This is a genomic window from Nocardioides sp. JS614 (assembly GCF_000015265.1).
Lineage (GTDB): Bacteria > Actinomycetota > Actinomycetes > Propionibacteriales > Nocardioidaceae > Nocardioides.
The window spans coordinates 155,571-176,251 of the sequence record NC_008697.1 but is presented as its reverse complement, the minus strand read 5'-3'; the positions used below and the strand labels follow the sequence as shown (position 1 = coordinate 176,251).

Here is a 20,681-nt window from a genome sequence, read left to right as displayed (position 1 = left end):
TGATGGCGTCGTAGACGAACTCGCCCTTGGGGAAGGTGGCGAAGGCGCTGCCGTCGTACCAGCGGGGGTTGGGGTAGTTGCCGACCATGGTGGTCGGGAGGAGCACGTCCTGGGAGCCGATTCGCATCGGGGACGTGCGGGAGGGGTTCTGAGGCCCCGTGGTGGCAGGGCGAAACACTCGTCTGCGGACTGACCCCTCGGGTCGGGTGCTAGTCCTGTCAGGACGAAGAACGCACCCGAACTCGCCAGTCGACGACCGTGCACCCGTCGGGGCGCGCGAGAACGGGGTTGAGATCAACCTCCTCGATGTCCGGATGCTCGACCATGAGCCGGCCTAGACGGCACACGACATCAGCCAGGGAGGTCAGGTCGATTGCCGGCCTTCGCGCCCCGAGCAGTGCCGCCGCACCCCTGAGTCGCCGCACCATCGCCTCGGCTTCGGGGAGCAGAAGAGGGGCAAGGGCGAGGACAACATCGTCCTGGACTTCCACGTCGACACCCCCCATGCCGACGAGCACGACCGGGCCGAACTCAGCGTCGCGCACTCCGCCCACGATGACCTCGACGCCGCTGTGTTGCTGCTGCACGAGCAGTTCTGTGCCCTCGCGGAACTTCAGGAGGAATTCGCCTGCAGCAGCGACTTCGTCGGGTCCAGTGAGTCCAAGGCGAACTCCGTCGGCATCAGACTTGTGCAGCAAGTCTGCATGGATGGCCTTGAGGACCACCGGGTAACCGAACGACTCCGCTACCTGCACCGCATCGGCGACGCTCCCGCACAGGGACCACGGGACCAGCGGAAGTCCGTGCTCGGCCAACAAGAACGCGGACTCGCCGACCGGGAGCCACCCTGTGGCTTGTTCCCCGAGCCCTGGCTCGACACTTACCCTGCGGTCGAGCGTCAGCCACGAGCCTTCCGGCCGCAGCCAGGCTCCATAGCGCGCGGCGTGCCCGACCGCACGCGCGGTTCGTTCGGGCCACTCGAAGACGGGAACGCCCGCGCAGCGCAGTGGCGCCGCGTTCGCGCGGTCGTCGTGGGCGGCGACCCAGCAGACGTAGACGGGCACGGTGACGCCCTCGGCGCGCAGTTGCTGCACCTTCTCAGCTACGGCGGTTGCGACGCCTTCATCGGCCGAGCGCTGCAGCAGTACGGCGATCACCGCGTCGATCTCGCCGCTTCGGACGAGTTGTTCGATGGCGAATGGGTAGAGCTCGGTGAAGCGTTGCCAGGCTGTGGTCAGGTCGACGGGGTTGCTGGGGCTGGCGAGGTCGGGAAGCGTCTCTGCGAGCTTGGTTTGCAACGGTGCGCTGAGCAGCGGAACGTCCAGTCCTTCGTCCGCGAGGAGGTCGGTCAGTTCGACTCCTGTGCCGCCGGAGTTCGTCACGATCCCGACCCGGAGCCCCGCCGGATGATGGCCACCGTCGAGTGCACGGGCCGCGTCGAGCATCTCCAGACCGGACTTGGTCACGATCACGCCGGCCTGCGCGAACGCCGCGGACCAGACGCGTTGCTGGCCTGCGAGGCTCGCTGTGTGTGAGCAGGCGGCGCGGCTACCGGCAGTGGACCTCCCAGTCCGGCAGACGATCACGGGCCTGTTGCGCGTGACCCGACGTGCCGCTTCGAAGAAGGCCCGACCGTCCGGCAGGGACTCCAGGAAGAAGCAGATCGGCCCGGAGCCGCCCTCGGAGTCCAGGTAGTCAAGGAGCTCTGTGTCGGTGAGGTCCGCCTTGTTCCCGGTGGCGTACACCTTGTTGAAGCGCAGGTTCTCGTCCTGGGCCAAGGAATGCAGCGCCATACCGTAGGCGCCCGATTGGGTGACCAGGCTCAGCGAGCCGGCGCTCGCCGTCAGACGCGGTGACAGGGAGGCATTGAAGCCGACCTCAGCGTTCTGGACGCCGAAGCAGTTGGGTCCGACGATGCGGACACCGCCGGCACGGGCGATGGCCATGACCTCGGCCTGCAGCCGCTCACCCTCCGGCCCGGCCTCGGCGAAACCCGAGGTGATGACTACACAAGCCGGGATGCCCTTTGCACCGGCATCTCGCACGACCGCGGCGACGGCAGACGCGGGCACGACCAGCACGGCGAGGTCGATCGACCCCGGGATCTCGGTGAGGCTTCGATAGGCCCGGACGCCTGCCACTGCGCGTCCAGATCCGTTGACTGGGAGAACCTCTCCGGTGAATCCGGAGAGGTTCTCCCAGAACAGCGCACCCGCGCTTCCCGGCCGGTCGGAGGCGCCGACGAGGGCGACCCGGCGCGGTCGGAACACCGCGCTGAGGGGGTGGTTCAGCAGGCGCATCCAGTCCCCGCTCCGTGCTCGAAGACGCGTTGGAGCTCGGCGGGAGAGAACTCCTGACGGCGTACGCCGAGGGGGTCCACGGACCGGATCACAGTCAACTCGGCCAGGCTGGGCAGCGAAACCTGCCTCAGGTCGCCCGCGACATCGAACGCAAACCCGGTTGCGTCCCGGACCTGCTCGAGCGTCACGTCGGGGAAGGTCTGGCGTAGGCGTGCACGCCCGTCCGGGTAGTCGAAGACTCCTAGCTCAGTGACCAGCCACTCCGGGCCTCCTCCGGTGAAGCCCAGCTCCTTGCGCGTGCCAGCCTTCATTCGGTGCCCCATGTCGGTAACGAAGTCACACTCCTCGACCAGGGTCCGCCCGGAGCGGTGCCTGGTCGTCCACAGGGTCAGGTTCTTGATGGTCGCGGCGAGGTTACAGCCACCGCCACCTCCACCGAGCTTGACCTTGGGTCGATCGATAGGGCCGACTGCGGTGACGTTGGTGTTGCCCCACGCGTCGATCTGACCACCGGAAAGGAACATCCGGTCGATGTCCCCTCGGGTCGCGGCATCGAAGAACTCTTCGAACCGGAGTTGGTAGACAGCCCGGTGCTGCAGCGCAAGGTCGTTGCCGGTGGGTGGGATGAACGCGGGCTCGGGGTTGACCGCATAGGTCGCCCCCTCGACGAGCAACATGTCGCGCGCGTGGGTGTGCCGGGCAACGTGCATGGCCACCTGCGCGCAGGGGCTGCCGAAGCCATGGAAGACCGCTTCCCTGTCCTTGATAGTGCGTGCGAGCGTCACGACGAACCATTCGTCGATAGTGAAGGTCAGCGTGGCGTCTCTCGCGCCTGCGGTGAGGGTCATTCGAAGAGCTCCTTCCAAGCCTGCGTCGATGTGTTCCAGCCGCGTAACCGTTCGAGGCTCTCCTCGCCCAGAAGCTTGCGGTAGCCCTCCTCGGTCGGCGTTCCAATGACGAATCGCTCGAGGTACTCCGTCGCCCCCTTCGCGGTGGCGGCGGCTTCGACGTACTCACGCAGGTGCTTGCGGTCGTACGCGTAGTGCGGGTAACACGAGCTCGGATGGGCGCCGAAGGGCGCCTCCGCGACGGCTGCGACGAGGTGGGCGGGCACGGTGATGCCGGCCGCCGTTACCTCCGCGGTCGAGGCCATCCGCTCGACAGTCGCGACGACTAGTTTGGAGGCTGACGCGAATCTTTCGTCCAGGACGTAAGGCTTGTCGAAGTGGAGGTTGCCGCGCCGGTCGCCCAGGCTTGCGTGTATCAACGCCACGTCGGGGCTCAATGCGGGGACGGCAACGAGCACTTCTCCGGTGAACGGGCACGTGATCTCCGCGTACTCCGGATGCAGGCTGCGAATGTCGGAGCCTTTGACTCCGCGGACCGGGAGGAACGGCACGCCGGCTTCGGCTGCTCGGAGCTGGGTGAGGATCGTGATGCAGCAGCTTTCGGCGATGCGGATCTCCCCGCCCTCGGCGGCGCGGCGGTACGACGGGGCCAGGCCGAGGTCTTGTTCGAAGCCGACGTAGCTCTCCTCGCAGATCGACACCGCCTTCGCCGCCACAAGCAAGTCGACGTCGATCCCGTGTGCGGAGCCCACTAGATGCAGGTCGCGACGCCCCTGCCGGATGAGCTCGCGCACCAGGGCCATCGGCAGCCTGGCGGACAGTCCTCCCCCTAGGGCAACGACATCGCCGTCGCTCACTTTCGCTGCCGCCTGCTCGAGCGTCACGAGCTTGTCGGGGTCCATGAAGAACGGCATCAGATCTCCTTCACTGAGCCGTCATGCCGCCGTCGGCGGCGATCACCGAGCCGGTGAGGAACGAGGAGTCGTCCGAGGCTAGGAAGGCGGCCACGCGGGCGATCTCCTCGGGGGTGCCGAGCCGTCCGATGGGGTACTTCACCAGGGTCTTGGCCAGACCGGCCTCAAGGTCTCCGTCGCCGCGGGCTCGCAGCATCGGCTCCATCAAGGGGGTGAACACGGTGCCGGGGCAGATCACGTTCACCCGGATCTTGCGCGGCGCTAGGTCGATCGCCATTGACCTGGTCAGCGCGACCACGGCACCCTTCGCGGCGCAGTAGGCGGCGAAGTTGGGCACTCCGACAAGCGCAGCAACCGATCCTTGGTTGACGATGGCTCCTCCGCCGGATGCGGTCAGATGGGGGACGGCCGCACGGGAGCAGACAAAAGTGCCCTTGGCGTTGACCGAGAAGGCCCGTTCCCAGTCCTCATCGGTGGCGTCGGCGACCGACCCGCGAGAGTCGCAGCCAGCGTTGTTGTAGAGCACGTTCAGGCCGCCGTACTCGGCGACGACCTTGGCAATGGCTGCCTCGACCTCGGCGGAATCCGCGACGTTCGCGGCCAGGGCGATGGCGCGTCCTCCTGAGTCGACGATCGCCGCGACGGTCTCCTCTGCGGATTCTGCGCGCAGGTCGAGTACGCCGACGGCGGCACCCTCGGAGGCGAGGAGCTCGGCCGCGGCGCGGCCGATCCCGGATCCGGCGCCGGTGATGACGGCCACCTTGTTGTCGAACCTCGTGCTTTTCATGCTGTTCCCTTCTTGTGGTGTGGTCTCTACTCGCCCGCTGCTAGCCGCAGGGGTTTCAGCGCGGCGACCGCGGCGTTGGCGGCCAGCAGGACCGGCTCGTAGACCGGTGCGAAGGGCGGGGCGTAGGACAGGTCGAGGTCGGCCAGGTCCTCGACGCCGAGCCCGGCGTGCAGGGCGACTGCGGTGACGTCGACTCGTTTGGCGACGTCGTCCCCCTGGCCGACGAACTGCGCGCCGAGCAGCCGTCCGTCGCCGGTATGGACGAGCCGGACGTCGACCTGGGCTGATCCGGGGAAGTACTTGGCCCGGGATCTCCCCACCGCATCTGTGGCCTGGGCGTCGAAGCCTTCCGATAGCGCTTCGACCAACGTCAGGCCGGTACGGCCGACGCCGATACCGAACACCTTGACGATCGCGGTCCCAGCGATCCCGGCAAAGCAAGCGCTTCCGCCGGCGGCTACGGTGCCAGCCACCCGGCCCGTCTTGTTGGCCGTCGGGCCCAGCGGGATGAAGGCGGGTCGCCCGGTGGCGATGTGGTTGGGCGCGATGCAGTCGCCGGCAGCGTAGACGTTGGGCACCGAAGTTCGCATGTGCTCATCGACCAGGAGGGCGCCGCCGGGGCCGGTGTTGGCGCCGATGCTCGAGCCGAGGGTGCTCGCCGGTCGTACGCCGGTGGCGACAATGACGACGTCGGTCTCGATCGCGCTGCCGTCGGCGAGCCGGAGGGTGAGCCCCCGGTCGGTGCGCACCAGCGAGCTCAGGGCTGAGTTGAGCCGGACCACGACGTGCTGCTCGACCTCGTCTTGGACACGCTGCGAGAGCTCCGGGTCGAGGTTGGCCATCAGCCGGGGTAGCGCCTCGACCAGGGTCACAGAGATGCCCCGTTCCGCGAGCGACTCGGCCACCTCGAGGCCGATGTAACCACCACCCACAACCGTGGCGTGCCCGACATGACCGGCATCGAGGAGGCCTCGTAGCCGGACTGACTCTGCGACATCGCGGACTGTGAACACGTGGTCGTCGTCGAGGCCGGGGACCGCGGGGAGGAAGGCGGTGGCGCCCGCGGTCAGGATGAGTTTGTCGTAGTGCAGGAGCCCAGTGCGTCCGGCGGTGCGGTGGTGGACGACCTGTCGCTCGGCGTCGATCCGGACCACCTCTGCACCGAAGCGCAGGTCGATGTCTCGCTGGTCTCGGAAGTACGTCGGCGGGTAGGCGCGCAGGGAGTCCACGTCAGCGACGACGTGGGAGAGGAAATAGGGCAGGCCGCACAGGCCGTACGCAGCGTGGTTGCCAGCCTCGAGGACAACCACCTCGAGGTGGTTGTCAACTCGCCTCGCTGCCGATGCGGCGGACATGCCTGCCGCACCAGCGCCTACCACCACCAGTCGTCGTCTCATGGACCATTCCTCTCGGTTCCGGCGAACGTTATGCGCGTCGGAGCCGTGGGCTCCATGTCTTGTCAGGACGAAGCCGGGAGGGGTATTCACCCCGCTCGGTCAGCGACGGGTGCCCTGGTGAGTACCTAGCCTCGGGGCACTACCAAGGAATGGAGGCTGCCACCGATGCATGACAAGCCCGACTTTCTCGATCTGCCGCCGCGCACAGTCAAGCCCCGCACAACCGGGCTGACCCATGTGCTCGACAAGGGGCTGACCGTATCTGCGCTCGACGCGTTGCTCGAGCAGGCGGCCGACTACATCGACGTACTCAAGGTCGGCTGGGGCATCGCGTACGTCGACCCGCACATCAAGGAGCGCGCCGTCCTCTGTCGTCAAGCCGGGGTGACCCTGTGTCTGGGCGGGACCCTGCTCGAGGTGTGCGCGGCCCAGGGGCGGATCCCGGAACTGACCCGCTGGGCACACCGGATCGGCGTCGAAGCCGTGGAGGTGTCCAACGGTCTGGCACGAATGTCCTCGGACGACAAACGGGCCCTGGTCCGGGAACTCTCAGGCGAGTTCATCGTGTTCGCCGAGACCGGAACCAAAGACGGCGACGCGCCGGTCACCGCCCACCTCTGGGTCGACGAGATGGAGGCCGACCTCGAAGCCGGCGCGCGCCATGTCATCGCCGAGGGTCGAGAGAGCGGAACGGTCGGGCTCTACCACTCAGACGGCACCCCTCGGGTTGGCCTCGCCGAAGCGATCGCCGCGAGGATGCCCCTCGGGAAGGTCATCTTCGAGGCGCCGACGAAGTCACACCAGACCTGGTTCGTGCGCAAGTTCGGCTCCGACGTAGGGCTTGGCAACATCGGGACCGATGAGGTACTTGCCCTCGAGACGCTTCGGCTGGGGCTCCGCGCCGACACTGCACTCCTCGGCGCGCCAACGTCGGTCGGAGCACTCGCATGATCAGCGATCCACTCCCGAACCTGATCACCCGGCCATACCGGGGGCTGTCGGTCCAGGAAGTCGACGTCGAGCTCAGCGAGGCTGCCCTGGGCGACCTCCTGCTCGGCCGCGACGTCTACCGGCGCACCGAGTTCCTGCTGCTGCACCGTGGTGACCAATGGGCGCTGCTCGCAGTCGAGAAGGTCTCAACTGTCCCGTTGTTCTCGCCGGTCGTGGGCGTGCGGTTGCTGGCAGGTCCGGAGCAGGTGCTGATGATTGACTCGCCCGGAACCGATGTCGGCAACGCTTCCGCCCTCGCCGCGGTCGCGGCCGAGCATCTGCGTGAAGGGGTGCTCGCGTACGCCGTACGGGGTCGCTTCGAGCACATCAACTTCATCTGGCAGCCAGAGCCCGTTGTCATCCGGGTGACCGAGGTCGTGCCTCCGTGGCCGGCCAAGCTGCTGACCATGGCCCAGCAGGTCGTGGACTTCGACGAGGACCTGCCCCCGATCCGGCTCGAGCTCGACGCCGTGGACATCGGTTCGCTGGCTGAGGCGAACCCGGCCGAGAGATACCTCCTGCCATGCCGAGGCTCCGGCGTGGACCTGCCGGGGGAGGTCGACTTCCTCGACACCCGGCCACCAACACGGCGGGACTGGCTGATGCTGGGATGTGAGCGCTCCCTGCAGTTTCACCGCCACTTCTACGGCGACGAGCCTGCCCGGGTGGACCTGTGCCCGCGCCGTCGCGTTGACACCGACGGACAAGGGACGCTCACGCTCTCGAAGTGCTGTCTACTCGAGCGTGGCGTCGAGGTCGAACCCGGCACGGCGATCGTGCCCTGGGGCTCGAACCTCGACGAGGTGCGAGTCGCGCTGCGCCGGCTGGTCGGACTCCCCGCGCCCGGCGCGCCCGTCATCGCCGAGTCGACGACGGTGAACGCATGACTGCGCACCCGATCGACTCCGGACTGTACGGACACCTCTGGGGGACCGATGAGCTACGTCAGCTCTTCAACGACGAAGGCAGGATCCAGAGCTGGCTCGAGATCCTCGCCGCCCTGGCGGAGGCCCAGGCCGAAGTGGGTCTGGTTCCGCATGAGGCAGCACGGTCCATCCGTGCCCATGCGGACGTGAAGCGGCTAGACCTCACGCGGGTCGCAGAGCTGACCCGATCGACCGGCCATTCCACTCTGGGCCTCATCCGCTGCCTGCAGGAGATCCTGCCGCCCTCGGCGCAGGAGTGGGTGTACTACGGGGCGACCGTCCAGGACGTCTCCGACACCTGGACCTCGCTGATGCTCAAGCAGGTCGCCATCGTGCTCGACCGAGACCTTGCCCGGGTGGAGCAAGCGACCCGGCGCCTGGCCGAGACGCACGCCGGGACGGTGATGTGCGGTCGGACCCACGGACAGGCCGGGTTGCCGGTCACCTTCGGGTTCAAGGCTGCCGTCTGGGCCTCCGAGCTCGCCCGGCACCGTGAGCGACTGGCCGAAGGGACGGCCCGATGGAGCGTGGTGCAACTCGGCGGTGCTCTGGGGACCATGGAGTTCTGGGGGGAGCAGGCACTGCCGCTTCTCGACGCGTTCGCTGCGCGGCTGGGGCTGCAGGCGCCGGACATCGCCTGGCTCACGGCACGGGACCGGATCGCCGAGTTCGTCGGGCTGCTGGGCATGCTTACGTCCACGCTCGGGAAGATCGGACAGGAGATCTACCAGCTGCAACGACCAGAGCTGGGGGAGGTGCGCGAGGGAGCCCATCAGGGCGTCGTCGGCAGCATCACCATGCCCCACAAGGTCAACCCCGAGATCTCCGAGCACCTGGTGACACTCGCGCGCGTCGTCCGCTCGCACGTCGGGCTCGCACTCGAGGCGATGCTCCACGAGCATGAGCGGGATGGCCGTGCCTGGAAGACAGAGTGGATCTTCCTGCCTGAGGCCTGCATCCTGACCGGCACCGCCGTTGCGATGAGCTGTCAGCTGCTGGAAGAGCTGGAGGTGGACGAGCCACGGATGGCCCGCAACCTTGCGGACCGCGGCGGCTATGTGATGTCGGAACCGGTCATGCGCGAGCTGTCTCCTCAGCTGGGGAAGCACGCCGCGCATGAGCTCGTCTACCAGACCGCGATGCGCGGCAGGGAGGAGGGCCTGTGCTTCGAGGAAGTGCTGCTCGTCGAGCCGGCTATCCGCAGCGTGCTGTCCGAAGAGGCCATCCGCGCCGCACTCGACCCAGCCGGTGCCATCGGGGCGGCCCCGGAGTTCGTTCGACGCGTCCTCGAGGCAGGGGCCCATAAGTGATGAACCTGCCGGACCTGCCCCGTCTGCACCTGGTGCTGGCGCCGACGCCGCTCGTCCACGCGCCCCGCCTGTCCGAGGCCGTCGGTGTTGAGGTGTGGTTCAAGCGAGACGACCTGACCGGCCGAGGCCTCGGTGGCAACAAAGTCCGCACCCTGGAGTACCTCCTCGGGGACGCTGTGGCCAAGGGATGCGACGCACTGGTGACCGGGGCCGGCCCGCAGTCCAACTGGGCGATGCTCGCGGCACTGTCCGCCCGCACCGCCGGGTTCTCGCCGCACCTTGTCTTCTATGGTGACCCACCTGAGGCGAGCGGCAACCTGTTGCTCACCCAGGTGACGTGTACAGACATCCGCTACACCGGTGAGCTCGACCGCTGCTCTGTCGACTCCATGCTGGGCAAGGTCGCCGACGAGCTCGTCGCGGCCGGTCGCTTTCCCTATGTCGTGCCGAGAGGCGGGGCCACCCCGTTGGGGTGCCTGGGCTATCTCCGGGCCGCTGTGGAGCTCGTGCGGCAACTGCCGGAGGTGGGTGTCGACCCCGCAACGCTCTGGGTGCCGACCGGATCCGGCGGCACCCAGGCAGGACTTCTCGCCGGGGCGCACTGGTTGGGATGGGACGTTGCGGTGGTCGGGGTCGCCACCAGCCGGACTCCTGAAGAGGCCCAGGTCCGCGTTGGCGAGCTCGCCTCGGCCACTCTCGAGCTGCTCGACGCCGATGACACGGCTCGAGCAGCGCCGCACGTCCTCGGCGGGTTCCTCGGCGACGGCTATGGCGAAGTCTCGCCAGCGGGTACCGCGGCGGCCGAGCTCGTCGCGCGGACCGAGGGCATCTTCCTCGACCCGGTGTTCGGCGCCAAGGCGATGGCGGCTCTCTTGGCTGAAGTCCGGCATGGAACCGTCCGAGGGCCGGTGATCTTCCTGGTCACCGGAGGCGCACCCACCCTCTTCATGAAGGGCACGGAACTGTGAGCATCGAGGTCCCCGCGGGATACCTGGGAGCCGAGGCGAGGATCACGAGCGGGCCCGCCCCTGAGCTCATCGCTAGCGGCTACACCTTGGAAACTGCCGATGCACCGCTGCTGCATGAAGGCCTTGGACTCGCCGACCTGGCCCACGTCCTGGCACTCGTGGAGGCCGGAGTCGTTCCGGCGTCGGCGGCCAAGGACCTGGCCCGGGAGTTGTTGCAGATCCTGTCCACGCCCCCCGAGGAGTTCCCGTACGACCCCGTGTATGGCGATGCCTACAACAGCAGGGAACGTGAGCTCGAGAGCCGCATCGGTGACGCAGCCGGCTGGCTCCACACCGGGCGGACCCGCCGTGAGGCTGGACGCATCGCCTTTCGGATCGCCCTGAGACGCAAGCTGCTGGACCTGCACGACGCGGTGGGCGACCTCGCCCTCGCCTTGGCGTCCGCAGCGCGACTCCACGCCGAGACTCTCTGGGCGGATACGACCTACCTGCAGCCCGCTCAGCCCTCGACCTTCGGGCACTACCTCGGCGCGTTCGCGGAAGAGACGACCCGGCATTTCGACCGCATCCAGGCGGCCCACCGCTGGGCCAACCGCTCCCCAGCCGGTTCCGGCGGCGTGGGTGGTTCGCCCGTGCTGGTGAACCGGAAACGGGACGCGGCCACGTTGGGGTTCGATGAGCCCGGCTGGCACACCCGCGACATCATGTGGTCGGTCGACGGACTAGTCGATGCGGTCGTGTCCGCGACGCAGACGGCAGCCACGGTGGACCGTCTTGCGGAGGACCTCGAGATCTTCGCCAGCCCGGCCTTCGGCTACGTGAGGCTCGATGCATCGTTGTGCCGGGCGTCCGTGCTCATGCCCCAGAAGCGGAATCCCTACGCACTCGCCGTCATCCGGGCCGGTGCCGGTGTCCTTCTGGGACGTACTTCCGGCCTGATGGCGACTCAGCGGACACCATCGGCCCGCACCGACAACTGGCTGCACGCCTATGGGGAGGTTGCGTCGTCCGTCGACCTCGCGACCCGGCTGGTGAGACTCGGGACCGCGGTCGTCAGGTCGCTCGAGGTCGACGAGGAAGCTCTGGCCAGGGCAGCGGGTGCGCACTTCACCGGTGCCGCGGACCTGGCCGAGTCGATGGTGCTCCATCAGGGCTTGGACTACCGGTCCGCCTATCGAGTCGTGGGACGCGCCGTGGCGGCTGCAGTGGAAGGCGAGCGGACCGTCCTGGATCGGTCACACCTCGACATCGCGGCGTGGGACCTCTTCGGCCACGGACTGTCCGACCTCCCCGACGTCGAGTCGATCACGGACCCGGCCACAATCGTGTCCACACGAGATGTCCTCGGCGGCAGCGCGCCCAACCGCGTACGCGAACACGCGGAGAGGATCGAGCAGCTGGCAGGTCACGCTCAGCAGTGGGCACGCGACACCCGCACGGCAGCGGAGATCGCGGAGCACGCCGTCGTACGACGCGCAGAGGCGCTCACGCTTTCCTAGGTCCGATGGAGTCCGCACTCGGTCTTCTGCAGCCCGGGCCACCGGCCAGACCGCGGGTCCAGCCCGGTGGGCAGAGAGGTGCAGGGTTGGCATCCGATCGACGTGTAACCGAGCTCCGTTAGCCGGTTGCGGGGGAGTGCGTGGTCCTCGAGGTAGCCCTCCACCATCTCGCGGGTCCAGGTCGCCAAAGGCGCCACCTTCACGACCTGGTTGACCTCGTCCCACGCCAGCACTGGAGTCTCCGCCCGCCGCGGGGAGTCCGCCCTCCTGATCCCGGTGACCCACGCGTCATACCCCGTCAGTGCGCGCCGCAGGGGAAGGACCTTCCGAAGCCGGCAGCAACCGTCCGGATCGGAGTCGAACAGGTCGCGGTCCCAGAGCTGCAACTGCTCTTCGACGCTGCGTTCCGGTCGGAGGTCGACCACGTTCACGTCGTACGACGACGACACGAGCTCACGAAAGGCCAGCGTCTCCGCGAAGTGGTAGCCGGTATCCAGGAAGAGCACATCCAGACCCGGTGCGTACCGAGACACCTGGTGCACGATGACGACGTCGCCCATCGAGGACGTCGCGCACAGCCGGGCTCCGAAGGTCTCCTGCGCCCAGCTGATCACGGCCTCAGCGGAGGCGCCTTCCAGATCGCGCGCGCGCTGTGCCACCAGCGAGCGAAGCCTGCTGATCTCGGAGGGTGTCTTCATCGCTCAAGCGTCGGACGGCGACGCGCGAGTAGCGACGTCCTCGGCGGTCGAACTCCGCGTCCGAGTTGGCCCTCGCGGGCCGGTCCCCAGGTGGTCGTCGGGAATGCACAGTTGCCTGGCGTCGCAGGACGAATACCGCCAAGGTCGAGGAGTTGGAATGTCAGAGGACAAGCAGGCACAAGCTCAGCAAGAGGTGGACGAGATCGTCCGCCGCGCTCGTGCAGCACAGGAAGCCATCGCCGACTACACACAGGAGCAGGTCGATGCCTTGTGCACCGCTGTCGCTTGGGCTGTCGCGCGGCCGGATCGTGCCGAGGGCCTGGCGAAGCTAGCTGTGGACGAGGGCGGCTTCGGCAACTTCGAGGACAAGGTCGTCAAGATCAACAAGCGGGTCCTGGGCGTGCTGGCCGACATGCGGTCCGTCGTCACGGTCGGGGTTGTCGAAGAGGACCCGACCCGTGGGCTGGTGAAGATCGCCAAGCCCGTCGGTGTCGTCGCGGCCCTCATCCCAACGACCGGCCCCGACGCCACACCGCCGCTCAAGGCGCTGCTGGCCCTCAAGGGTCGCAACGCCATCGTGGTCGCGCCCCATCCGCGTACCCAGGAGACCACTTCAGCGGTGGTGGACTACATGCGCGAGGCCTGCGTTCAGGTAGGCGCACCGGCTGACCTGGTCCAGACACTCTCCGCGGCCTCGATCGCCAAGACCCAGCGGCTCATGGAGCAGGCAGACCTGGTCGTCGCCACAGGGGGAGCCGGAATGGTCAAGGCCGCGTACAGCTCGGGCACTCCGGCCTACGGCGTGGGCGTCGGCAACTCCGTCCATGTGGTCGACGAGACCGCAGACCTGGCCGATGCAACCGAGACCATCGTCGTGGCCAAGACGTTCGACTACGCCACCAGCTGCCTTGCGGACAACGCCGTGGTGGTGGAGAGCTCGGTCTACGCCGACCTGCTCGACCGGCTTGAGGCCCGGGGCGGGCACCTCTGCTCGCCGGATGAGAAGGCGGCGCTCCAGCACGCCATGTGGCCCGACGGCGGGCACATCCCCAGTATTGACGTGATCGCCAAGCCGGCCGGCACCATCGCTGGTCTCGCCGGCTTCAGCATCGCCGACGACCGAACGTTCCTGATCGTCGAGGAGGACGGCGTCGGCCCCGAGCATCCGTTCTCCGGCGAGAAGCTCTCCGTCGTGCTGGCGGCGTACCGCTACACGGGCGGCATCGACAAGGCCGTCGACCTCGTGAACGCGATCACCGGCTACCAGGGGCTCGGCCACACCTGCGGCATCCATACCACCGTCGACGACCATGTTGAGGCTCTGGCGTTGGGGACCCGCACTGCTCGTGTGATGGTGAACCAGAACCTCAACGAGGGCGCCGGCAGCGCCCGCAACGGGTTGCCCTTCACGCTTAGCCTCAGCTGCGGCACCTGGGGAGGCAACATCACCACGGAGAACGTCAACGCCCGCCACTTCATCAACCTGACCTGGGTGTCGCGGCCCGTGGCGCCCAAGGTCGTGACAGAGGACGACCTGTTCGCCGACCACTGGGCGCGCTTCGGTCGCTGAGCGGGCGAGGTCGCATCAAACGGAATGGAGGCTGGTCGATCATGCGTATCGCTATCGGCATCGGTGGTGACGTCCTCGGGGTTCCGATGGCGCCAGGAACCATCGTCGAGGAGGCTCGGCAGGCGGAAGAGGAGGGATTCCCCTCGGCCTGGTCCGTGCATTTCTCGCGTGGGGTCGATGCATTGAGCGTGATGGCGGTTGCCGGCACGCAGACCAGCAATCTCGACCTGGGCGTGGGCATCGTGCCGACCTATCCGCGGCATCCGCTGGCCCTGGCTCAGCAGGCGGCAACGACGCAGGCCCTCTGCGGGGGTCGGCTGACGCTGGGCGTGGGTGTCTCACACCGGCCGGTGATCGAAGGCATGCACGGGATCCCGTACCTGAGCCCCGCGGCGCACATGCGGGAGTACCTGTCGGTTCTGGAACCGCTGCTTCGCGACGGTGAGGTCACCTACGGCGGAGACTTCTTTCGGGTAAACGGCGGCTTCACGGTGCCCGGGACGCATCCGGTCTCGGTCGTGGTCGGCGCACTGGCCCCTCAGATGGTGCGCGTCGCGGGGGAGTTCGCCGACGGCGTGGTGACTTGGATGGCCGGGCTGAGAACACTGGAAGGCGACATCGTGCCGGGGCTGCACGGAGCCGCTGCCGCAGCCGGGCGTTCGAAGCCACGTGTTGTGGCGGCCGTGCAGATCGCAGTCTGTGACGATGCCGAGGCCGGCAAGGAGGAGGCGGAGCGGACCTTCGCGCGCTACGGCACTCTGGAGAACTACACCCGGCTGCTGGCCCGCGAAGGCGTCGCCTCGCCTGGGGCGTTGGCCGTTGTCGGTCCCGAGGATGTCGTGGAGAAGCAGCTCCGGCGCTACGCCGACGTGGGCGCTACCGAGTTGTGGGCGACCGTGTTTCCCGTTGGCGATGACGCTGCTGCGAGTGTGCGTCGCACGCGCGCCCTCCTCGCGCAGATGGCGCCTGAATTGTGAGCAGGAACGCGAGGTGTCAGCTCTGCAGGCCTTGCAGGGTCTGCCAGCCTCGAGTGGCCAGCTGGAGGTTGAAGGCGGTGTCGGGGTGGGTCAGGTCGTGGCCTGAGATCTCGCGGATCCGCTGGAGCCGGTACTTCAAGGTGCTGCGGTGGACCGACAGTGCCGCGGCCGTGGCCTCGTAGCTCCCGCCGCACTCGAGGTAGCGACTCAGGGTGTGGACGAGTTCGGAGCCCTTGCGGGCGTCATACTCAAGGAGCGCGTTCAGCCAATGGCGCACGAACCGCTCGACAGCCATCGGGTTCTCGACCTCGGCGAGGATCCGGTAGACGCCGAGATCCGCGTACGACGTTGCGCGGTCCTCCGCCTTGGCCACACGCTGCATGCGCAGGGCGATCTGAGCCTCTCGGTAGGACCGTGGGAAGTCTTTGGGGCCGTGACAATAGTCGCCGACGCCGAGTCGGCAGCGTCCACCTCCGAGCTCTGTCATCACCAGGCCGCGGAACTTCTCCCAGTCCAGGTCGGCCTCGGACAGGACAACGACCGACTCCCCTCGGGCTACAAGAAGGCTCCCGGCGTGCAGCTGGCGTGAGACTCGTCGTACGGCGAGGAAGAACGCATTGCTGTCGTGGGCTCGCCCGTGGCCTTCGACGACCACTACACGGTGCGGCTTCTCCAGGTCGTGTCCCAGCGCCTGCCCGCGCGCCAGTGCGCTCGACTCCTCGGTCCCGGTGAGCAGCTCGTCCACCAGGTCGCGTCGGATGCGGAGCTCGGTCTCAGCCAAGCTGCGGAGGCGAGCCAGCTCCATGGCGAGCACTGTTGCGCCGTGTTCTATGGCGATCTGTTCCTGCTCACCGGCTTGCTGGCCGGGATCGACCAGCGCGAGCACACCGAGTACGTCGGCCGCGGGAGGGCCCTGACCCCGGTTCTTGGACACGCTGAATCCAGCATTCGCTGGGGAAGCGAGATGATCCTCACCATGGCCCGCAAGAACTACTCCGATGAGTTCCGTCGGCAGGCCGTCGACTTGTACGAGTCCACTCCGGGGGCGACGGTGCGTGGCATCGCCGATGACCTGGGGGTCGAGCGTGGCACTCTGCGCCACTGGCTCGAGCAGTTCGGGACCGGCAAGAAGACCGCTGCTGACGGCACGTTGACCTCCAGCCCCCTCAAGACCGACCAGCCTGCACGGCGCGCCTCGAAGGTGGCGGCCGAAGAAACCCCTGAGCAGCGGATCGCCCGACTCGAGGCCAGGGTCCTCGAACTGGAGGTCAGCGAGCAGAAGCTCACCACCGAGCGTGAAATTCTCCGGTCGGCAGCCAAGTATTTCGCTGGGGAGACGCGCTGGTGACCCGCTTCCAGTTCGTCGCCGACCACCAGCACGCCTTCGAGGTGAAGCGGATGTGTGAGCTCGTCGAGATCGGACGCTCGTCGTTCTACGCCTGGCAGGCTGCCGCGCCAGGCCGGGAGGCGCGGGCCGAGGCCGACGCCGAGCTCGCCGAGAAGATCCGGACGATCCACACCGAGGACAACACCATCGGAGCACCACGGGCGACCGCCGAGCTCAACGACGGCGTCGCGCCGAGCGAACGGGTCAACCACAAGCGGGTCGCCCGGGTGATGCGTGAGCACGACATCCGCGGCTACCAACGCAAACGACGGGTCCGGACCACGATCCCCGAGCCGTCGCAGCAGAAGGTGTCCGACCTGCTCAAGCGGGACTTCACCGCCGACGCGGCCAACCTCAAGTACGTCGGCGACATCACGTACCTACCGATCGCGGACGGCACGAACCTGTACCTGGCCACCGTGATCGACTGCTACAGCCGCCGAGTCGCGGGCTGGGCGGTCGCGGACCATATGCGCGTCGAGCTCGTCCAGGACGCCCTCAAGGCCGCCCAGCTCACCCGCGGCAGCCTCGCCGGCGCTGTGTTTCACAGCGACCACGGGTCGGTCTACACATCGAAGGACTACGCCAAGCTCTGCGCCGACCTGGGCGTCACCCAGTCGATGGGTGCCGTCGGCACGAGCGCCGACAATGCACTCGCGGAGTCGTTCAACGCGACCCTGAAACGCGAGGTCCTCCAAGACGCCAACGTGTGGCCTGACGAGACCACCTGCCGCCGCCAGGTGTTCCGGTGGCTCATCCGCTACAACAACCGCCGCCGGCACTCCTGGTGCCGCTACCAGTCCCCGGTCGCCTTCGAGACCGGCACCATCGCAGCTAGGCTCCCGTCAGCTGCGTAATCCAACCCCGTGTCCAAGAACCGGGGGTAAGGCCCGGACTCGCGATCGCGACCAGCCGGCCCGCTTCGCGCACCGGCCGGCCTTCTCGCAGTGCTCGCCTGAGCATCTGCTCACGCTTGGCTTGGGGATCCTTGGGGTACGGCTCGGGCTGGTTGGGCCCGGCCCAGGCACGGAGATTTCCGTAGCGGTCCTCGATCGCCACCGAGAATCCGGTGAGCTCGTGAAGAGCGCGTGCGATGCCTTCCTGTCCCTCACCGGCTGCTGCGACCCGAGTAAAGCGTACGTGGATCTCGGTGGTGCGCTCGAGTGCGCGGACAGTCGACGCCAAGGTCTCGTTGGCACCCTGGAGCTGCTCGGCCGTAGCGCGCTCCTTGGCATGGAGTTGCTCGTTGACAAGGGCGATACCTGTTTGCTGAGCCAGGACCTGCAGGAGGAACTGCACGTTGGCCGGTGGTGGCTCTGCAGCCCCCACCACGAGATAGCCGACTTGGCTGTGCAGGGTGCGGAGCGGGAGGGCCTTGACCCAGCCGCGGCCAGCGATCCTGAGGTCACCACCGCTCGCCGAGAGTGCAGTCAACTGAGTGGCCAGGTGGATCTGGGCCTCTGGCGTGAGCTTTGCGGAGGCTGCGGGCAGCCACTTGTCGTCCACCTTGGCGCCCACGATGTGGCACCGCCCGAAGGAGGGGACGGAGGTCTCCGCGAGGTGCAGGATCTTCTGCGGATCTCCGCTCTGGGTCATCAACATCGAGAGCATGAGCAAGCCTTGGAGGTTCGACAGCTGCTCGCGCAGATCCGCATCAACCATGGTGGTCGAGGGGTGCTCCGGTGCGGTAGTCACCATGGGTCACCGACTCGCCAGAAACTCTTCCGGCTCCAGGTAGTAGGGGTTGTCCAGCAGGATCCCGCCCAGGAGAACTTTGGGGTGGGTCTTGAGCACGTCGACCAGAATGTCCCCGTCGAACCTGTCCAGTTCGTAGAGGCAGAGGACGACCTGGGGGAAGCGAGGGAGCAACCGGTTGAGCTTCGCTTCGTAGCTGACCAGCTCATCGACGCCCGGGAGGTTGCTCAGCGCCCAGGTCATCTCGCCGACGATCCGAGTGAACTGAAACCCGTCGTCCATAGCGCCGCTTACGGAGTCTTCCCAGAACTTCAGCATGGCCTCCGTGGCGAACGCTCCATCCGCCAAGTAGGTGTTGCGCGAGTGACGCATGTCGAGCTGCTCTTTGTTGCCGGCCACCGCCGGGAACTCGGCCGACAGTGCCTGTCCGAGGTCGTCCAAGTCATCCGTGTCAAGGACCGCTATGCACTTGTCGCCGGTCCGGAGACCGTCCCTTAGATAGGGCACGAAGATCTCGTCACGCTCAGCCAGGGTCGGGTAAAACGCACAGATGTGGTCACCCGGCGCAATGTCCACGCCGGGCACTCCGAGGTGTACCGACGACAGGTGCTCTGAAGGCTGCACCGTGGCCTCCCTTGCTGATGGATGTTTGCCTTCGATGCTACGGCGACCCCAAGAGAACTCTCTAGTCCCGCCAGGCTGAATCCATGAGGACGACTAGTCCTGGAAGGACACGTCCGAGGCGGGCGAGATCCGGGCGTTGCCTCACCCCACCAGGACATGGCGGCGTGGTCGCTCGCTCCCTGACGCTGGCGGCCACACGGGCCAACGACGAGGAGAGACCGATGGACCTGCGCAACAGCGTGCTGAGCATGGCCGAGTGGGAAGACCTGATCCACCGTGCCGAAACCGGAGAGGTGAATGAGCCGCTCGAGAACGTCGACCACGACGACACGCGTCCCTACGACGCGATCTTCATCGGCGGCGGGGCCGGCGGGCGCTTCGGGTCCGCGTACCTGCAGGCGCGTGGCGGCCGGCAGTTGGTGATCGACAAGTGGCCTTTCCTTGGCGGCTCGTGCCCGCACCAGGCCTGCGTGCCGCACCACCTGTTCTCCGAGGCCGCCCGCGAGATGGACTACATGCGTTGGAACGCCGGGACGCTCTGGTTCCCCGAGTTCGACGACAAGCGTGCCTCCATCCGGGACCTGGTCGACCTGTTCAAAGCCGGACGAAACAATCCGCACGCGTTCATGAACTGGCAGAGCAAGGAGCAGCTGGGGATGGAGTACATCCTCAATGCCGAGGCCACCGTCATCGACGCGAACACTGTGGAGGTGTCGGGGAGGCGTTACACGACTCGCAACATCGTCCTCGCGACCGGCGCGCGCAGCTACGTGCCTGACGGCATCCCCGGCCTCGAGCTGCACGGGGTGTTCGACTTCGCCAGTCTCATCGAGGAGCTCGACTACGAGCCGTCCCGCTGCGTGATCATCGGTGGCTCCAAGATTGCCCTGGAGTACGGCTCCTTCTACCAGGCTGCTGGTTGCCAGACGACGATCGTGTCCCGCAGCCCGCTGATGCGTACGGCGAGCCTGCACCACGTCGACGAGGATCTGCGCACGTACGTCGTGGGCAACATGCGCAAGCGGGGGATGGAGATCCTCGAGGGAGCCGAGCCGATCGAGGTGATCGGCAACGGCAAGGTGACCGGTGTCCGCGTGCGGCTGGCCGACGGCAGCGAGAAGACGATCGACACCGACTTCGTCTTCATGGGCACCGGGGAGCGGCCGCACACGAAGCCGTTCGTCGATGCGCTGGGTATCGAGGTGGATGAGAAGGGGTTCGTTCAGGTCGACTCGCGCATGCGGACCTCGGTGCCGGGCGTCTACGCGATCGGTGACCTCATCGGCTCGCCGATGGAGATGTTCAAGGCCCGCAAGTGCGGCATGACCGCGGCCCGCAACATCATGGGCGACCCCTACGAGTTCGACTTCTCCGAGTACCCGGACTTCCTCCACACCACGTACGAGGTCACGTGGGTGGGTCTCTCCGAGGAGGAGGCGCGCGCAGAGTACGGCGACATCGCTGTCATCCAGATGCCGCCCAAGGGCATCCGCGACGACGAGCTTGCCCTCCCGTGCGCCGAGGGGTCCATGCTCTACGCCTTCACCCGGCCCGAGCTCACCGGCTTCCAGAAGGCCGTCTACGACGGGAAGACTCGTCGGCTGCTCGGCGCACACCACGTCGGTTTCGGCGCCAAGGACGCCTTCCAGTACCTCGATCACCTCATCCGCAAGGGGATCACCGTCGACGAGATGGGCGAGATGAATGAGTTGTTCCTCAACCCCGACCACTTCATCCAGCTGTCTCGACTCAGGGCAGGCCAACAGCACCTCACGGACCTGTGAGCGAGCC

At 67.3% G+C, this 20,681-nt stretch carries 18 protein-coding genes; 9 read left to right on the top strand and 9 right to left on the bottom strand.

From position 1 onward, the window contains the following. Positions 1-218: 218 nt before the first annotated feature. Genes NOCA_RS00700 through NOCA_RS00680 form a run of 5 tightly spaced genes read right to left on the bottom strand, consistent with a single transcriptional unit; the run spans position 219 to position 6,246 of the window. Positions 219-2,300: an acetate--CoA ligase family protein gene (locus tag NOCA_RS00700; protein WP_011751553.1), complete on the bottom strand. Its 2,082-nt coding sequence runs from the start codon at positions 2,298-2,300 to the stop codon at positions 219-221. Next, entirely contained in the window at positions 2,288-3,148 is an 861-nt protein-coding gene (locus NOCA_RS00695; RefSeq protein ID WP_011751552.1) for a CoA-transferase subunit beta, read from the bottom strand. Before NOCA_RS00695 ends, NOCA_RS00700 begins: the two co-directional genes overlap by 13 nt. Then, positions 3,145-4,062, bottom strand: coding sequence for a CoA transferase subunit A (locus tag NOCA_RS00690; protein WP_011751551.1), 918 nt, complete (start codon positions 4,060-4,062; stop codon positions 3,145-3,147). The genes NOCA_RS00695 and NOCA_RS00690 overlap by 4 nt, the downstream gene beginning before the upstream one ends. 10 nt (positions 4,063-4,072) lie before the next feature. Further along, complete coding sequence (locus NOCA_RS00685; protein WP_011751550.1) at positions 4,073-4,849, bottom strand: SDR family NAD(P)-dependent oxidoreductase; 777 nt, start codon at positions 4,847-4,849, stop codon at positions 4,073-4,075. A 26-nt stretch (positions 4,850-4,875) separates the two neighbouring features. Beyond that, positions 4,876-6,246 carry an FAD-dependent oxidoreductase gene (locus NOCA_RS00680; protein ID WP_011751549.1) on the bottom strand — a complete coding sequence of 457 codons (1,371 nt, stop codon included), beginning with the start codon at positions 6,244-6,246 and terminating at the stop codon, positions 4,876-4,878. A 165-nt stretch (positions 6,247-6,411) separates the two neighbouring features. Between NOCA_RS00680 and NOCA_RS00675 the strand changes: the two genes are divergently transcribed. Genes NOCA_RS00675 through NOCA_RS00655 form a run of 5 tightly spaced genes read left to right on the top strand, consistent with a single transcriptional unit; the run spans position 6,412 to position 11,939 of the window. Continuing rightward, positions 6,412-7,197: a phosphosulfolactate synthase gene (locus NOCA_RS00675; protein WP_011751548.1), complete on the top strand. Its 786-nt coding sequence runs from the start codon at positions 6,412-6,414 to the stop codon at positions 7,195-7,197. Beyond that, positions 7,194-8,123: a DUF7714 family protein gene (locus NOCA_RS00670; protein WP_011751547.1), complete on the top strand. Its 930-nt coding sequence runs from the start codon at positions 7,194-7,196 to the stop codon at positions 8,121-8,123. Before NOCA_RS00675 ends, NOCA_RS00670 begins: the two co-directional genes overlap by 4 nt. Continuing rightward, positions 8,120-9,472, top strand: a complete 1,353-nt coding sequence (locus NOCA_RS00665) for a class-II fumarase/aspartase family protein (RefSeq protein ID WP_011751546.1) — start codon at positions 8,120-8,122, stop codon at positions 9,470-9,472. The genes NOCA_RS00670 and NOCA_RS00665 overlap by 4 nt, the downstream gene beginning before the upstream one ends. After that, positions 9,472-10,440 carry a 1-aminocyclopropane-1-carboxylate deaminase/D-cysteine desulfhydrase gene (locus tag NOCA_RS00660; protein ID WP_011751545.1) on the top strand — a complete coding sequence of 323 codons (969 nt, stop codon included), beginning with the start codon at positions 9,472-9,474 and terminating at the stop codon, positions 10,438-10,440. The genes NOCA_RS00665 and NOCA_RS00660 overlap by 1 nt, the downstream gene beginning before the upstream one ends. Next, positions 10,437-11,939, top strand: coding sequence for a lyase family protein (locus NOCA_RS00655; RefSeq protein ID WP_011751544.1), 1,503 nt, complete (start codon positions 10,437-10,439; stop codon positions 11,937-11,939). Before NOCA_RS00660 ends, NOCA_RS00655 begins: the two co-directional genes overlap by 4 nt. Here NOCA_RS00655 and NOCA_RS00650 read toward each other — a convergent pair. Next, positions 11,936-12,637, bottom strand: coding sequence for a phosphoadenylyl-sulfate reductase (locus tag NOCA_RS00650; RefSeq protein ID WP_011751543.1), 702 nt, complete (start codon positions 12,635-12,637; stop codon positions 11,936-11,938). The genes NOCA_RS00655 and NOCA_RS00650 overlap by 4 nt on opposite strands. 157 nt (positions 12,638-12,794) lie before the next feature. On the opposite strand from NOCA_RS00650, the gene NOCA_RS00645 reads away from it, so the two are divergent. Together NOCA_RS00645 and NOCA_RS00640 are read left to right on the top strand one after the other, a co-directional pair. Beyond that, positions 12,795-14,207 carry an aldehyde dehydrogenase family protein gene (locus NOCA_RS00645; RefSeq protein WP_041545926.1) on the top strand — a complete coding sequence of 471 codons (1,413 nt, stop codon included), beginning with the start codon at positions 12,795-12,797 and terminating at the stop codon, positions 14,205-14,207. Positions 14,208-14,248: 41 nt separating this feature from the next. Further along, positions 14,249-15,184: a TIGR03564 family F420-dependent LLM class oxidoreductase gene (locus NOCA_RS00640; RefSeq protein WP_011751541.1), complete on the top strand. Its 936-nt coding sequence runs from the start codon at positions 14,249-14,251 to the stop codon at positions 15,182-15,184. Between the two features lie 16 nt (positions 15,185-15,200). Here NOCA_RS00640 and NOCA_RS00635 read toward each other — a convergent pair whose 3' ends face one another. Next, entirely contained in the window at positions 15,201-15,965 is a 765-nt protein-coding gene (locus NOCA_RS00635) for a PucR family transcriptional regulator (protein ID WP_238383325.1), read from the bottom strand. 195 nt (positions 15,966-16,160) lie between these two features. Between NOCA_RS00635 and NOCA_RS00625 the strand changes: the two genes are divergently transcribed. Beyond that, positions 16,161-17,428, top strand: a protein-coding gene (locus NOCA_RS00625; RefSeq protein WP_086000393.1) for an IS3 family transposase whose coding sequence is annotated in 2 segments (ribosomal slippage) — positions 16,161-16,515 and positions 16,515-17,428 — 1,269 coding nt in all. Because the reading frame shifts where the segments join, the coding sequence is not laid out codon by codon here. Here NOCA_RS00625 and NOCA_RS00620 read toward each other — a convergent pair. After that, positions 17,406-18,269 carry a hypothetical protein gene (locus tag NOCA_RS00620; protein WP_193371863.1) on the bottom strand — a complete coding sequence of 288 codons (864 nt, stop codon included), beginning with the start codon at positions 18,267-18,269 and terminating at the stop codon, positions 17,406-17,408. The two genes, NOCA_RS00625 and NOCA_RS00620, sit on opposite strands and share 23 nt — an antisense overlap. Before the next feature lie 3 nt (positions 18,270-18,272). Beyond that, positions 18,273-18,842 (bottom strand): MEDS domain-containing protein, encoded by a 570-nt coding sequence (locus NOCA_RS00615; RefSeq protein WP_238383324.1) that lies wholly within the window; start codon positions 18,840-18,842, stop codon positions 18,273-18,275. 269 nt (positions 18,843-19,111) lie between these two features. Between NOCA_RS00615 and NOCA_RS00610 the strand changes: the two genes are divergently transcribed. Next, a complete protein-coding gene (locus NOCA_RS00610; RefSeq protein ID WP_041545979.1) occupies positions 19,112-20,674 on the top strand; it encodes an FAD-dependent oxidoreductase in 1,563 nt (520 codons plus the stop codon). Positions 20,675-20,681 lie beyond the last annotated feature (7 nt).